14 protein-coding genes and 1 tRNA gene are annotated in these 14,500 nt (G+C 38.4%); 7 read left to right on the forward strand and 8 right to left on the reverse strand.

Translation table 11 applies throughout. From position 1 onward, the window contains the following. Nucleotides 1–936 carry a LytTR family transcriptional regulator DNA-binding domain-containing protein gene (locus D0T08_RS12050; RefSeq protein ID WP_158561252.1) on the reverse strand — a complete coding sequence of 312 codons (936 nt, stop codon included), beginning with the start codon at nt 934–936 and terminating at the stop codon, nt 1–3. A 250-nt stretch (nt 937–1,186) separates the two neighbouring features. Here D0T08_RS12050 and D0T08_RS12055 point away from each other — a divergent pair, with 250 nt between their 5' ends. The 7 genes from D0T08_RS12055 (at nt 1,187) to D0T08_RS12085 (ending at nt 9,277) form a co-directional block, all read left to right on the forward strand. Beyond that, nucleotides 1,187–1,627, forward strand: a complete 441-nt coding sequence (locus D0T08_RS12055) for a LytTR family DNA-binding domain-containing protein (protein WP_116982893.1) — start codon at nt 1,187–1,189, stop codon at nt 1,625–1,627. A 2-nt stretch (nt 1,628–1,629) separates the two neighbouring features. Further along, nucleotides 1,630–2,541, forward strand: coding sequence for a hypothetical protein (locus tag D0T08_RS12060; RefSeq protein ID WP_116982894.1), 912 nt, complete (start codon nt 1,630–1,632; stop codon nt 2,539–2,541). Nucleotides 2,542–2,554: 13 nt separating this feature from the next. Beyond that, nucleotides 2,555–3,445 (forward strand): hypothetical protein, encoded by an 891-nt coding sequence (locus D0T08_RS12065; RefSeq protein WP_116982895.1) that lies wholly within the window; start codon nt 2,555–2,557, stop codon nt 3,443–3,445. Between the two features lie 93 nt (nt 3,446–3,538). Continuing rightward, nucleotides 3,539–4,741, forward strand: coding sequence for an SMI1/KNR4 family protein (locus D0T08_RS12070; protein WP_158561253.1), 1,203 nt, complete (start codon nt 3,539–3,541; stop codon nt 4,739–4,741). Nucleotides 4,742–4,830: 89 nt separating this feature from the next. Then, nucleotides 4,831–7,461: a 3-coathanger stack domain-containing protein gene (locus D0T08_RS12075; RefSeq protein WP_116982897.1), complete on the forward strand. Its 2,631-nt coding sequence runs from the start codon at nt 4,831–4,833 to the stop codon at nt 7,459–7,461. A gap of 180 nt (nt 7,462–7,641) precedes the next feature. Beyond that, nucleotides 7,642–7,995, forward strand: coding sequence for a YciI family protein (locus tag D0T08_RS12080; protein ID WP_116982898.1), 354 nt, complete (start codon nt 7,642–7,644; stop codon nt 7,993–7,995). Between the two features lie 55 nt (nt 7,996–8,050). After that, nucleotides 8,051–9,277: an RNA polymerase sigma factor gene (locus D0T08_RS12085; RefSeq protein WP_116982899.1), complete on the forward strand. Its 1,227-nt coding sequence runs from the start codon at nt 8,051–8,053 to the stop codon at nt 9,275–9,277. An 83-nt stretch (nt 9,278–9,360) separates the two neighbouring features. Here D0T08_RS12085 and nusG read toward each other — a convergent pair whose 3' ends face one another. The 7 genes from nusG to D0T08_RS12120 form a co-directional block, all read right to left on the reverse strand. Continuing rightward, entirely contained in the window at nt 9,361–9,912 is a 552-nt protein-coding gene (nusG, locus tag D0T08_RS12090; RefSeq protein ID WP_116982900.1) for a transcription termination/antitermination protein NusG, read from the reverse strand. Between the two features lie 23 nt (nt 9,913–9,935). After that, nucleotides 9,936–10,118 carry a preprotein translocase subunit SecE gene (gene secE, locus D0T08_RS12095; RefSeq protein WP_116982901.1) on the reverse strand — a complete coding sequence of 61 codons (183 nt, stop codon included), beginning with the start codon at nt 10,116–10,118 and terminating at the stop codon, nt 9,936–9,938. Nucleotides 10,119–10,143: 25 nt separating this feature from the next. After that, nucleotides 10,144–10,214, reverse strand: a tRNA-Trp gene (locus tag D0T08_RS12100). Nucleotides 10,215–10,346: 132 nt separating this feature from the next. Further along, nucleotides 10,347–11,666 carry a tyrosine--tRNA ligase gene (gene tyrS / locus D0T08_RS12105; RefSeq protein WP_116982902.1) on the reverse strand — a complete coding sequence of 440 codons (1,320 nt, stop codon included), beginning with the start codon at nt 11,664–11,666 and terminating at the stop codon, nt 10,347–10,349. 139 nt (nt 11,667–11,805) lie between these two features. Beyond that, nucleotides 11,806–12,507 carry a porin family protein gene (locus D0T08_RS12110; protein ID WP_158561254.1) on the reverse strand — a complete coding sequence of 234 codons (702 nt, stop codon included), beginning with the start codon at nt 12,505–12,507 and terminating at the stop codon, nt 11,806–11,808. A 66-nt stretch (nt 12,508–12,573) separates the two neighbouring features. Then, nucleotides 12,574–13,767, reverse strand: coding sequence for an S-adenosylmethionine:tRNA ribosyltransferase-isomerase (locus D0T08_RS12115; RefSeq protein ID WP_116982904.1), 1,194 nt, complete (start codon nt 13,765–13,767; stop codon nt 12,574–12,576). 24 nt (nt 13,768–13,791) lie between these two features. After that, entirely contained in the window at nt 13,792–14,298 is a 507-nt protein-coding gene (locus D0T08_RS12120) for a DUF1648 domain-containing protein (RefSeq protein WP_116982905.1), read from the reverse strand. Nucleotides 14,299–14,500: the final 202 nt, after the last annotated feature.

Consider the following 14,500-nt stretch of genomic DNA (forward strand, 5'->3'; position numbering starts at 1 on the left):
TCAGATGCCCAGATGTTCCCGAACCTCTTCTTTTTTTCTTCTCGAGATTTCTACCTCAGAAGTATCTTTCAGAATTAATGATTCACGGCTAGGCGAAAGGCTCACAATATGTTTTTGATTCACTAAATGAGACTTGTGTACTCTCAGAAACTGATGATTAGTCAGGGTAGTTTCATACTCTTTCAACGTTTTGGCTGAAACAAACTTACGTTTTTCTGTCAGGTACAAAACAGTATAGTTCCTGTCTGCTTCTAAACGGATAATTTCTTCTATAGGAAAGAAATGTGTACCCTCAGTGCTTGATACAGGCAATCTGAAACCTTGTTTCTGGGTTTTCAATGCATCTATTTTTTCCAGATACACAGCCAGCTTTTGCTCCTTTTCGTGCAGTCTCTCCTGCATTCTTACACCGGAAATCTTATTGGCACAGAGGTTTGCAATAGCAGTCAATGTACGTAAATGCCAGTCTTTGAAAAACGCCTTTTGTGGGTGTTCTGAATCTATTACACCTAATATTTCTCCATTATAAATAATAGGTACAGTAATTTCAGATAAGCGGCACTCATCATCTACTATATAACGGGCATCATTTGATGTATTCTCAATTACTTCCGCCTTGCCTGTTTTGGCTACTGTTCCCACAATCCCTTTTCCTTTGGGTATTACTATGGGTTGATATATCTCAAAATTTACCGGATTTTTAGGACCATAAGCCGCTTTCTGCAAGAGGTTTTCCTGCTTATTATCAAAAAGGTATATTACGCAATCTTCCAGACCTAAACGCCCTATGCAGTTTTTAGCAATATCCCATACAATATCTTCTTCTGTATTCTTGCCAAATAAGGATGTAGCAAAATAACTGATGATTTCGATAAGGTTCATCTCTGAAACATAGCCCGATGATTTAGATAAGGTCTTCTGATAAAAGGTGGTCATAGTCTTAGCGTAAATAATGCTTAAAAATAAGTCAATTTTAAGGCTAAGAGTAGTCAGATTGAGTATTTGGTAAATTTTAGCCCGTAGCCTGCAAAAAATGAGTGGTATTTGGTAAGTACTCATTTTCTATTAAAAACGGCGCGTTTTTAAGTAAAACCGTTAGATAAGCGAAACTTACCGTTTGATAAGTGATTTTGGAAGAGGGCAAAAGTGGCTTTTACCTTTGCAACCGTAAAAACAAAATAAAGCCATGAAACGTAGAATGAACAAAAATTGTATCACAATTTATCCGACAGAAAGCCCGAGCCCGGTATTATGGATGCTCTATAAAAACAGAAGGGTAAGGGTTTTTCTGGAAGATATTATTTACCTGGAAAGTCAGGCCAATTACACTATTTTTTATCTGAAAAACGGCAAGAATATCATTAACTCCCGCACGATGGGCCTTTTTGAAAATGTACTTGAAAATGAATCTTTCTTTCGTGTACACAGGTCATTCATAGTTAATCTGAATTATATCGACCATGTAAATATTATTAAACATACCTGCGGCACAATTGCACTTAGCAATGGCAAGGAGGTTATCTTATCCAGACGTAAAATCAAGCCTTTTCTGGAAGAATTTGCCAATTGTGAAGAGATAAACCCAGGAGTAACTGTTCAGATAACTAACCATCAGATTGCCGCTTAATTATGAAAACTATTGTATTTGTTTTTTTTCTCCTTGGCATCTATTATATCAGTCAGGCTCAAAGTGCAAGTATAACTATATCACCTGAAAATGGCATCAATATTACTAAACTTGTTTATCAAACTAAGCATAAAATCAGTGTTAATACCCAGTCTGACAATTATGGATTAGTCCAACAAGCAGGCCCTGTTGAGGTAGGCACTTACATTAGTGAGAACAATGACGGTTATGCTTCTTTTGGTACTACAGGGCCTTATAATTTACTTTTCAGCACTAATTCAGCAGAGCCGCAGCTTATACTTAATACCCTGAATTTTATGGGTATAGGGGGAGTACCTTATAATGCTCTACATATATATGGAAATATGCGAATTTCTGGAGCAGCCAATAAAGATGGCAATACTACAAATTCAATCTTAAAGGCAGATAATGATGGAAAGTTAATTACTGAATTTCAAACAAGGTATCACAGTTTTCCTAAAAGCGCTTTTATGCCATTAATTTTATCTGATGGAAATTCAATCGCAGAATCAGCACAAGGTGGCATTTATTATACTCTTGCTAAACCCACTCCTGACAGACTTGAAGCACCGATAAACTTACCAGTTGGCGCCTATGTAACAGGTGTAGAATTTCACTATATTGATAACTCAACAGCCAATCTGGTATTTATTATAACTTCAATCATTCCTGGCGTTAAAACCGAATTGGGTCATGCTATTTTAGTTTCAGACAATGCCAGTCCAGGAATTAGAAGCATTGCTGAAAACAATATAAACGGCGGCTCTGGTTTTCCAATTAGTCCTGACAGAACGTATCAACTTAGAATAAGTCCCTATCAATCCGGGCCCAATCAAAAATGGGATGGACAAAATACGCAGATAATATCTGCTAAAGTAACTTATAAATACTAAACACCGTAAAATCATGCTAAAGGCTTACCTGATTGGTTTAATTATAGCCATTTTTTCTTTTAAAACTATTGCCCAATCAACTACTATTACGCCGGAAGGGGGAATTCTTGGGCAATATACAAATCAGAAAATTTCTATCCTGACCGAATCCAATGGATATGGAATAGAACATACAAATGGCAACATTTATTTATCTACTTTTATAAGCACTAACACTGCATGGCTTTTAACAAAAAGTAATCATCCACTATTTTTTACGACTAATAATAAAGTTGAGGATGGAACAGCCGCTTTATCAATTTTAACAAATGGTAATATAGGAGTAGGCACAATCTTTCCGAGTGAAAAACTTCATGTAGAAGGCAACGCCCGTATTACGGGTTTGGGAGGAAATGGGGTAAAATTTGTCAGAGCAAATAATATTGGCATTCTATCTTCTGGTCCTCAAATTTCCTATCTGAATATACCTAGGTCTACTTTCTTATCTGTAAGCGGACATATGGTCGGGTTCAATGAGAATGGAGGCATCTATTGTATGGGCAATACTGCAGGTTTTCTTGAGGCTCCTGTTAATCTACCTGATGGCGCTATTATTACAAATATAGCTGCATATTATGCAGATAATAGTTCGAAAAACGTAAGAATACAATTTTACCGCCGTACTTATGCAGATAATTCAAGTTCTCTTCTATCCACGCTCAGTTCAACAGGGGCAGCCGGGAATATGGATATACAGAATAAGGATGTAGATATTGATACAGATAATGTGATAGATAATAACAACTATGTATATTATGTACGTGTATCTGCAATTGCCATAGTTAATAATAATGAGATTCCTACTACCTGGGGTGATGGTACCAATCTTACAATTAATCAACTAAAAGTTACATATAGCTACTGAAAACTATTTTATGTTGGATTATAGAGGATGGAATGTTGGGTAGTGTATCAAAGCTACCCTCATTTTAAAATCTCAATCAAAAAACATCTGATTATGAAAACATTACTCTTATTATTTATCGCATTTATAAGTATCAATTGCCAGGCGCAAAAAAATATGAAAAAGCGAGTAGAAGAAATGCGCCAGCAATATATGTCACGAGAGTATGAAAAGGCTTATCAGTTAGCCCGGAATATATTGAAGGACGACGCTAAAAATCTTTCAGCGCTTAATTGTCTGATGAATAGCGCTTATGAGCTAAAGAAACCGAAAGAAGCTGTTGAGGCAAGCACTAAGATTATATCCTCTATCGACCAGAGTACTTTATTCCCTTATCTGGAAGAGCATTCTTATTATCGCCAGTTATTGCGCGAAGCCTATAATCTTCGGGCATGGATAGCATATGAAACAGGCAAAGATTTGCCTAAGGCATTAGAAGATGTGAATAGGGCTTTATCCATTACCTCTCCCATTGATAAAGACCAGAATCTTAATGCCTATATTGATACTAGAGTGCGGATTCTTTTAAAATTGAATCGTACCAAAGAAGCATACGCAACCGCTGAAAAGGCATTGCGAAAAGACCCGGATATAAGAGACTTGCAAGACATAAAATCAAGCGAAGCCTATAAAAAATATGTGGCAGAGGTACATCAATCAGGCTGGGGAAAATATACCAAAGGAAGTTCTACTGAAACAGCTATAGAAGCACTGAATCGCTATGAGAATTTCATTAAGCTATATGAAAAAGACACTGAACAGCCCTTACCTTATCATCAACTGAAATGGTATAAAAATAAATTTTCGCAGAAAGAACTACAGGAGGTTGAGAAGAGATTAGGTATTACACTCCCGCCAGATTATATAAAATTTGTTACGACCTACGGCAATTTTTCCATTCAAGAGGGCTACAATTTGCTGAACCCTAAAGAAATCACCCGTTTATCAGATGCCTTGCGGAAAGAATGGGAAATTAATCTGGATAAAAAATGCACACCAAAACAAAGAGAGAATTTAGATAATCTGATATGTTTTGGCTACGGCACCGAAGACCAACAGGACGTTTGGTACTATGTATTCAGCTACAAAACCCGCAATGCACAAACGGGATATATGGAAGTACAACCATATAATCAGGATGATTGGTGGGATTTAACCAAGACTCCTGAGCGTATGTATTCAGATAAAAGAGGTGGTTTTGATACTTACATTTCAGAATTAGTTGACTCATTGATTCAAAGTATTATAGAAGAATAGTTTTCATGTTAATTGCTCAATGGTAATACTATTCCACACACACTTTACTCATTTCTTAGCTTAGTTGATTCTATTTAATTCATTCTGCCATGAAAAAACTACTACTTGCTTTCCTGTATTGGGTTATCAGTATTCACTTACAGGCACAATTGCCTGTGGTTAATACTCGCCCACGTATTATGATGAATGCCGATTTAAGGGCCAGCCTCCTAGCAAAAAAGAATGCTAATACGCCTGAATGGCAAGCTTTGTTAGCAGAGGCAAACAGCTATTCTAATAAACCCGTAATGGCCTGGACTCCGGCTACTGTTAATACGTGGGATACCAATTACATTTTTTACAGCTATCAGGCCAGTAGCTGGGAGGATGCCACTATGCCTTTGGCCTTTGCCCATTTGATGACCAAAAACTCAAATCCGGGAGCAAATCCAACAGTATACTCGAATAAATTGATGCAATTGGCAGATTCTATTATGTCAGCCAATCGTCGGTATCGCTCACAGATTAATACATGGAATCACCCATTGAGTAGAAACGACTACTATCCTACCCGCCATTTAGGCCGGATTATCGGCACTATTTACGACTGGTGTCATGATGAATTGGGACAGGCTCGAAAAGACTCACTGATTCACCTGATGAAACAATGGTTTGATGATATCAGAGGCAATGCCTACCAGAACAACGACCGTGCTACGGGCAACTATTTCTTTGGCCATGTTTTTTGCGTAGCACATTTTGGTTATGCTTTAGGGAGTGACGACCCTCGGTCGCAGGAAATGATTGATTGGGCAAGGATTCGTTTTGATGGAACGCCCTCACCAAACGTTGAGCCACAGGATATACCCGATAATAATGTAGCCGATGCATGGGAGAACGGTTATAAAAGCTATAAAGTAACGGCTTATGGCTTTCCGGCGGCACAAATGTATACGGGCTTGCCTGCCAAAGGAGGCTTGCAGATACAGGGTTGGAGTTATGGGGCCACTAATAGCGTAAAAGTATTGGATTATATGGCTCTGGTAAAAATGGCTACCGGAGAAGATCTCATAGACACCAAACTCTCGTGGATACAGGATTTGGTAAAAGCGATCCACCATTCACTATTACCTAATGGTCACGAAGTTGATCATGATGGCGACTGGGGAGATAATTATGGGCCTTACCTGAATCACCATTTTTCTGAAAGACTGGCTTTTGTGCTGGAAGGTAAGCCTTTAGGCGAGCAAGCGCAATACTTTCAGAAATCAGAATACAAACCTTTTTTTGTCTATGGCAATACCGTTAATGGTTTATATAACTGGGAGAAATTTTACTTTCCTAGTACCACTCGTCCTTCTGCTCCTTTTGATAATCAATTATGGTATAGCGGGTTCAATCAGGGATATAATCTAGGGATTGGCAACCGAACCTCACCTGTTTTTCTGATGCGGAATAAATGGGCCGATAGCACAGCTACGTGGGCAGTTTTCAGGGCTGATGCGGCTACCTACGATGACCATAAACACTTTGCCGGCGGCAGTTTTGAGATTTGCCGGGGAGGTAGTTATATACTCACTAATGCTTCAAATGTAGGCAAAGCCGGGTATCCACTTCTGGGAGATAATACGCTGGCTGAAAATACCGGAGCTAATAATACACTTTACTTTAATGATTTCGGCGATTATCAGCAAACCAGCAGCGCTTTTATAGGTGGGCAAGGCTACTATGGCAAAGACGATTTGAAAGCCGTGCAAATGGATGATTCACTGACGTATGTACGTACTGATTTAACTTCTTATTACGATAAAAGCTATTATCCTGAAATTAATTTAAAGAAGATTAATTACTTTATCAGAGGTTTTCTTTACCTGAGAAGTAGCAACCTGTTTTTATCTTATGACCAGATTTCGGCTAAAAACTCTACTAATCCGCAAGGACAGTATAAGAAACACCTGCGTTGGCACTTCCTGAAAAATCCTGTGGTGACTGGCAATCTGATTAAATCAAGCCATAGAGGTTCGGATATTTATGTAAAAACACTTATTCCGGCTAATCCTGATATTACGGTTGTGGATGAAAGTAATAATCCTGATAATACTTCGGGGTCTAGTATGAATTATTATTTCAATAGTCCTACCTGGCGAACAGAAGTAAAATATGCCGATAATCCGCTTGACCAGATATTTCTGACTGTGCTACAACCAACTATCAGAAATACTACTGCACCGATTATTGATAATATTAATTCGACTGATGGGAAAATGAAAGGGGCTATTGTAACGGCGAACAATGGCAAAAAAGAAATTGCCTTTTTCAATACTGATCTTACGCCTTTGCAGACGGGTATCACAAGTACGCAGTATACATTCCCTAATACGGGCGATATTCGTCATACTATTTGTGGGGTAGTACCTAATGCAAAGTATCTGGTGACAGTAACAGGCGATGAGGTGAATATCGTACAAGATGCTAATGGGAATAGAACAGCATCTATTGCAGGGGTTCTACAATTTATGACTAGTGCCGCTCCTTGTCCTAATGAAATGACTTTTTCTAATACAGTTGCAACAGGTAATTATAAAACGGGGAATACTATTTCGACTCAAAACGGAGGCACCACACAAATTCCGAATGGAACGAATGTTACTTTTGACGCTGCTAAGGCTATCATACTGAATCCCACTTTTGAGGCGCAAAGTGGTAGTGTGTTTAAGGCGCATATTGGGGGGTGTAATTGAAAAATATTTTAGAAGTTATAGGCATAAATTAATAGATAATCCGCTATTTTCATCATTTCAATGAGGATAGCGGATTATCTATTTAAATTTTTGAAAAAAGTCACCCACCATGTCCAATTCTTTTCAGTTCATTTGATATGTAGTTGTAAAACAATTACTCACATTAAATCTTTAAAAACAATGGACGAATATCTATTGATTTTCAGACACGAGGATGGTGGCAAAGTAGCTTCACCTGAGCAAATGCAAATCTGGATAAAACAAACAATGGACTGGATTGGGGGTATAGCTGCCCAGAACAAATATGTAGGTGGCAACGGGTTAATTTTTGAAAATAGCAAAGTAGTTGGCCACAACGGTGTGGTGACTAATGGCCCTTTTGGTGATGTGAAAGAAACCATAGGCGGTTATGCTATTGTAAGGGCAGAATCCATTGAGGAGGCTGTTGAGTTTGCTAAAGGTTCCCCTATCTTACAGGGCCCAGGCAATACTATGGAAGTAAGGAAAATTGCCAAGGGAGATGGTGTTCATTAAATAATAATAGATAAGCCTCTGCTGCAAACAGAGGCTTATTTAGCATCAGTTTAATATGCAACGGCAGGAACTCATACCACATTTATTCAGAACTGAATTCAGGAAGATAACGGCTGTGCTATCTAAATTGATGGGTATTGAGCATATAGAAACGGCTGAGGATATTGCCAGTGACACATTTTTATCAGCCGTTGAAAGCTGGCCTTATCAGGGAATTCCTCCTAACCCGACTGCCTGGCTTTATTCGGTAGCCAAAAACAAAGCCCGGAACCATATTGTACGGAATCATATTTTCGACAATAAGGTAGCTCCACAAATCACTCAATCAGCAGAAGAAAACCAAGGTATTGAGATCGACTTATCAGATAAAAACATCAGTGATAGTCAATTGCAAATGCTGTTTGCTATCTGTCATCCGAGTATTGCTATTGAAGCACAGATTGGTCTGGCCCTCCGGATTCTTTGCGGTTTTGGCATCGATGAAATTGCCAATGCTTTTCTGAGCAATAAAGAAACCATCAATAAGCGTCTTTTCAGAGCCAAAGAAAAACTTAGGACTGAGAAAGTAGCCATTGAGTTTCCGGCTGAAGCAGAAATTCAGCAGAGGTTAGCCGCAGTTTTAAGAACGCTCTATTTGCTATTCAACGAGGGCTACTATTCAGAAACTCAGGATACTGTATTGCGTAATGACCTTTGCCTGGAAGCTATGCGATTAACCTATCTTCTGATTGAAAACGAATCAACTAATCTTCCGGAAGTAAAAGCTTTATTATCTTTGATGTGTTTTCATGCTTCCAGATTTGAAGCCAGAAAAAATGCCAATGGCGAGATAGTTTTGTATCAGGATCAGGACGAAAGTTTGTGGAATAAAGAACTGATTGAAAAAGGGGCCTATTACCTACATGAGGCATCGCAGGGCACTCAATTATCGAAGTATCATTTAGAGGCTAGCATAGCTTATTGGCATACTATCAAGGCCGATACTCCACAGAAATGGGAAAGCATTCTGCAATTATATAATAAGCTGTTGGTCATAGAATACTCACCCATTGCTGCATTAAATAGAACATTTGCTTTATCAAAAGTTTATGGCAAAACTAAAGCCATTGTTGAAGCTGAAAAATTGAAATTGGTGGTTAATCCTTATTATTTTACCCTATTGGGGGAATTGTATAAAGAGATTGATAGAGCAAAAGCCAAAGAAAATTTTCAGGCAGCTTATAATTTAGCTAAGACAGTGGCGGATAAGCACGTTATATGGAAACAGATTGAGGGGTTATAAGAACCGATTTAAAATCGGTGATACATTAAAACAAAAATCCCCATTGCTTGCACAACAGGGATTCAGTCGAATAATATATTGTATTACATTTTCTCTACTTGTACGTAGCCTAGTTCTACAGGTGTGCTGCGACCGAAAATCTTTACGCTTACGCTTAGTTTTTTCTTGTCTTCGTTGATCTCTTCTACTGTACCATCAAAACCACTGAAAGGCCCATCGATTACTTTTACGTTCTCGCCTTTTGTGAAAGTCAATGATGGAGAAATCACCTCGCCAATTACTTCTTCCTGTACTCCTAAGATACGATTAATTTCTGACTGACGGAGAGGCTCCGGAGTCATAGATGTACCATTGTTACGGCCAAGAAAACCGATAACACCCGGCATACTTTTAATCATGTGCAATACTTCCCCGTTGTTCAGGTCGGCATTGATAAGAATATATCCCGGAAAAAAGCTTTTCTCACGTACTCGCTTCTTACCGTTACGAACTTCTGTTATCTTTTCAGATGGAATTAAAATTGTAGGAACCAACTCACTTAATTTGCGACGAATGGCTTCATTTTCGATGTAGGATTTTATTTTTTTCTCCTGCCCCGAAACTGCTCTTACAACATACCAATTGATTTCGCTCATATCGTTAGCAAAAATTAAAGGTTTTAGACTGATTGGTAAAACAAACGGAGACCGTTCTCAATCAAAAAATCAATTACGCCTACAACCAAAGCAAAAATAATAGAGGCTACTAGTACAAGCGTTGCACTTGATTGTAGCTCACTCCACTTCGGCCATGTTACCTCTTTAGTTACTTCTTCCCAAGAGTTCTTAAAAAATTGTATCATAAACTTATGTTCAAAAAAATACTTGCACGGGCACCAGGATTCGAACCCAGACCAAAGGTTTTGGAGACCCTCGTACTACCCTTATACTATGCCCGTGTATATTACCAAAATTCCTTTGGGGATGCAAATATAGACAGTTTTTCTGTTCTTCACAAATCCCAACGCAAAATAAACTAAATATTCTTTTGGTAATAGATAAATATTGATGTGTCAAGCTTAATACCCTACTTAGCCAATTTTCACTATATGGTTCTTTTTGCCTTTACCCACCAATAAGTATTTGCCTTGTAAAAGCTGTAATTCGGCTAAAGCCAGTTTCTCATCTGCAATCTTTACTTTATTGATGCTCACCCCATTGCCTTGAATCGCTCTGCGTGCCTCCCCTTTTGAGGGATACACTTCATTGCGGGTAACTACAGAAATCAAATCAAGCACATTCGGACAATTATCCCACTCTTCTTTGCTGATTTCGGTTTGTGGTACGCCATCAAAAACACTGGTAAAAGTTTTTTCGTCAAGGCTCTGTAACGTTTCTAATGTACCTTTGCCAAATAAAATATCAGCCGCCTTTATTGCCAATTCATATTGTTCTTCACCGTGTACACGAATCGTTACATCTTTACCCAATGCTTTTTGGGCAATACGTAAATGCGGTGCTTCGGCGTGTTGTTTCTCAATCTCCTCAATTTCAGCTTTTGAGTACAAAGTAAATACTCTCAACAGACGCGGTACATCAGCATCGTTCTGATTTAACCAGAATTGGTAGAACTCGTATGGAGACGTCATGTTAGCATCAAGCCATACATTACCACCCTCTGATTTGCCGAATTTTGTTCCATCAGCCTTAGTTACTAATGGGGTAGTTAAAGCAAATGCTTTGGCGCTGCCACTTTCTGCGTCGTTATCTTCTATTTCGGCCTTTGCTTCTTTTCTGCGGATTAACTCTGTACCGGTAGTAATATTACCCCATTGGTCAGAGCCACCCATTTGCAGACGGATATTCTTATTTTTATATAACCAGTAAAAATCGTAGCCTTGTAATAGCTGGTATGAAAACTCCGTGAAAGAAATACCCGTCTCCAAACGATTCTTTACCGAATCTTTCGACATCATGTAATTCACGCTCAGGTATTTCCCTACTTCGCGCAAAAACTGCAAAAACCCGATCTCTTTAAACCAATCGTAGTTGTTTACAATTTCGGCAGAGTTTTCACCACAATCAAAATCAAGGAATTTTGCTAATTGCTTGCGAATACCTTCCTGATTTTCTCGTAGAGTGTCTTCAGATAAAAACTGACGTTCGGCAGCTTTGAAAGATGGGTCGCCAATCATACCGGTTGCTCCCCCTACCAGCGCAAAAGGTTTGTGCCCTGACAACTGAAAATGTTTCAGCAACATGATAGTGGCCAGGTTACCGATATGCAATGATTTAGCCGTCGGGTCGAAACCGATATAGGCTGCCGTCATTTCTTTGTTCAGTTGCTCTTCTGTACCGGGCATGGCATCGAATAGCATTCCACGCCAGCGTAATTCTTCAATAAAATTCATACTCAACCGATTCGTCGGCACGCCCGTGACTCACGGGGAATATAGAATGGATATTTAATAAGTGTGCCACGCTTTGCAGGGCGTGGCACTAATATTTTTGCAAACTTACAAACGATTCCTTATTTCCTCATTATCAAGCTTACTTCTTTTTAGTGCTTTTGCCGTGTTTTTTCCACCAGTTATAATAATCACTGAAATTATAAGTAGCAGAAATTTGCAGTGTTCTGTTCTGGAAGGTCAGCGGAATAGCTGCTCCCCCTGTTGGTGTATAGGTTTTGGTAGTTGTATTCGATAGCCCATGCACGTAACGGATATTGATGCTGAATAAATGCGCCATATCCAACATGTCAATTCTTACCCCTCCTACCAGATTAAAATCGCTGGCAACATCAGGTCCTTTATTAGTATTGGCATTTAAGGCGTAGCCGTATTCAGGGCCTGCTACAATTGATATATTTTTGGCTACTTCATAACCAAATAATAAAGGTACGCTCACATATCTATAATAATTTCTTAAAATAGAGTTGCCTGTTTCAGCAAAGTTAGTCGTTGCTTTAAAACTCCCACCTCTTACCTGATAATATAGTTCGGGTTGTATACTGAATTTATTGAAATTACGACGGTAGAATAAACCTACATTAAAATCATTTCTATACTTTGGTGTAATATTAGACGGGTTGTCAATAATAGCAGTTTTTGAAATACCTGTTCCTACTTTGAAGCCATATTGGCTAAGTGGTCTTAATTGAGCAGTAGACAAGAAACTTACAAAAAGAAGCAGCGAGGTAAAACCCCAGAAAAAAGTATTTGGTGTATGCTTTTGACTAAATGATTGTTTCATCAGCGAGTATAAAAATGATATTTTAGAATAGTGGTTTTTAACCATAACGAATTTCGAACAGCAAAATTACGGAATCAAAAGCGAAGAATCACCATAACTCAGGAAACGAAAGTTATTTTCTAAGGCAAAATCATAAATTTTTCTCCAATCTTCACCCACTAATGCCGCTACAAGCAGGATTAAGGTAGAATCTGGCTGATGAAAATTTGTGATAATTCCTTTACAAATTCTGAATTGATAGCCCGGAAAGATAAAAATTTCGGTTTCGCCAACCAGTTGTTCTATATTCTGGGCTTCCATATAGTCAAGAATTGCCTGTATAGATGCCTCAGCACTAATGGTTTCTGCTTGATTATACGGAAATAATTTTTCGATGAAAAAAGTCTCCTGTCTTTGTAGTAATTTTACCCCAAACCAGTACAAACTTTCTAATGAACGCATAGAAGTTGTACCCACCGGAATAACAAAATTTAGCTTTCTAGATAATTGCTCTATAAATGCTTTATCAAAAACAATCTGCTCGGAGTGCATCTGGTGTTCTACCACATTCTGCACTTTAATCGGCTGAAAAGTACCTGCGCCTACGTGTAGAGTAATGAAATCGTAGTCGATATCCTGGTCTACTAAATCAAAGAGTACTTTCTCTGTAAAATGTAAGCCTGCCGTCGGGGCCGCTACTGCGCCATCATTTTTGGAATAGACTGTCTGGTAGGTCTCGTAATCCTTTTCTTCGGTATCTCTTTTCAGGTATGGGGGTAATGGAATCTGCCCGAAATATTTTACAATTTCGGCAAAGGTCAGTTGAGAGTTATTCCATGTAAATTGTACGTAGTTCTTTTCGCTGTCTACCAGTTCGGCCACTAATTCCAGATCATTGGTTGTATGAATGGTATGGGTGCCAACCAATTTTCCCTTAAGCCGCTTCTTGTTTCCTATTATACACGCCCAGGTGCAAGTTTGGGTAGTTTCCATCACTTGTGAAATGATACCCGAGGGCACAACAGGATTAAGCAGAAATATTTCAATAATTGCCCCACTTAATTTCTGAAAAAAAAGACGGGCGGGTATCACCTTTGTATTATTAAAAACCAGAAAAGATTCCTGCGGTAGATGTTTAATCAGATTATAGAATCTGTCTTCACGGATTTCTGCTTGTTTATAGACCAATAACTTAGATACATCCCGAGGTTCTACAGGAAACCGGGCTATGCGTTCATCGGGCAGATGATACGTATATTTTTCTAAATCCAGAGTTATCATAGGTAAAAAAGCTTGTAGAAATTCTTACTCTTTCGTAGCCGGACTGGTATAAAGTAATCGGATTGGTAAAAAGAAAAGTACAATGAGCAAAGCCACCGCTCCTCCTACTATTACCCAATCATAATTAATATCTAATTTCTGGTCTTCTACACGATTAATTCGGTTTAAGGCGATTAGGAAAACAAGCATAAAACTATTAATAACCGCGATTAAAGCATTAAACCAGGCTTCTAACAGGTTTTTCAGGGCTTCGGGATTCTTTGCCCACACACTATTGGCATTAAGCTGGACAAAATTTATTTTCTGTACCTGTGTTCTTACTAAGTTTAATAAAAGATTCAAACCTATAATTATGGCAAATGCGATATAGAAAACATCCTGTTTACTCATATAATCATCCGGACGGCCTGATGAGGTGTGATGAATGGCAACATCATCAGGAAAAATAAAATAACAAACAACTAAGGTAATAGCTAATGCAGGCATAGAAACCTTGCGCCAGAAACTAAAAAATATATGCGATATTGACATTAGAGGGTAATTTTCGGTTTATATGCTACACTATAAACGCTAAAAAACAATATACATCTTGTAGCACGAGGCTGCAAAGTTACATCAGAGAATTAGATTTTTCTCAAAAAATCTTAGCAAAGACCTTGTTAAAAAATTATAGTTCGACCTGCAAAGGCATCTTGTTCAGCAGATTTGTATATTTGGTAAATTTTTCCGGCCA

The organism is Emticicia sp. C21 (assembly GCF_003418935.1).
In the GTDB taxonomy this organism is placed as follows: Bacteria; Bacteroidota; Bacteroidia; order Cytophagales; family Spirosomataceae; genus Emticicia.

What these genes read in the sequence shown, in the direction of transcription:
- D0T08_RS12050 (WP_158561252.1), bottom strand. Translation starts at nt 936, where the DNA reads ATGACCACCTTTTATCAGAAGACCTTATCTAAATCATCGGGCTATGTT.
- D0T08_RS12055 (WP_116982893.1), top strand. Translation starts at nt 1,187, where the DNA reads ATGAAACGTAGAATGAACAAAAATTGTATCACAATTTATCCGACAGAA.
- D0T08_RS12060 (WP_116982894.1), top strand. Translation starts at nt 1,630, where the DNA reads ATGAAAACTATTGTATTTGTTTTTTTTCTCCTTGGCATCTATTATATC.
- D0T08_RS12065 (WP_116982895.1), top strand. Translation starts at nt 2,555, where the DNA reads ATGCTAAAGGCTTACCTGATTGGTTTAATTATAGCCATTTTTTCTTTT.
- D0T08_RS12070 (WP_158561253.1), top strand. Translation starts at nt 3,539, where the DNA reads ATGAAAACATTACTCTTATTATTTATCGCATTTATAAGTATCAATTGC.
- D0T08_RS12075 (WP_116982897.1), top strand. Translation starts at nt 4,831, where the DNA reads ATGAAAAAACTACTACTTGCTTTCCTGTATTGGGTTATCAGTATTCAC.
- D0T08_RS12080 (WP_116982898.1), top strand. Translation starts at nt 7,642, where the DNA reads ATGGACGAATATCTATTGATTTTCAGACACGAGGATGGTGGCAAAGTA.
- D0T08_RS12085 (WP_116982899.1), top strand. Translation starts at nt 8,051, where the DNA reads ATGCAACGGCAGGAACTCATACCACATTTATTCAGAACTGAATTCAGG.
- nusG (WP_116982900.1), bottom strand. Translation starts at nt 9,912, where the DNA reads ATGAGCGAAATCAATTGGTATGTTGTAAGAGCAGTTTCGGGGCAGGAG.
- secE (WP_116982901.1), bottom strand. Translation starts at nt 10,118, where the DNA reads ATGATACAATTTTTTAAGAACTCTTGGGAAGAAGTAACTAAAGAGGTA.
- tyrS (WP_116982902.1), bottom strand. Translation starts at nt 11,666, where the DNA reads ATGAATTTTATTGAAGAATTACGCTGGCGTGGAATGCTATTCGATGCC.
- D0T08_RS12110 (WP_158561254.1), bottom strand. Translation starts at nt 12,507, where the DNA reads ATGAAACAATCATTTAGTCAAAAGCATACACCAAATACTTTTTTCTGG.
- D0T08_RS12115 (WP_116982904.1), bottom strand. Translation starts at nt 13,767, where the DNA reads ATGATAACTCTGGATTTAGAAAAATATACGTATCATCTGCCCGATGAA.
- D0T08_RS12120 (WP_116982905.1), bottom strand. Translation starts at nt 14,298, where the DNA reads ATGTCAATATCGCATATATTTTTTAGTTTCTGGCGCAAGGTTTCTATG.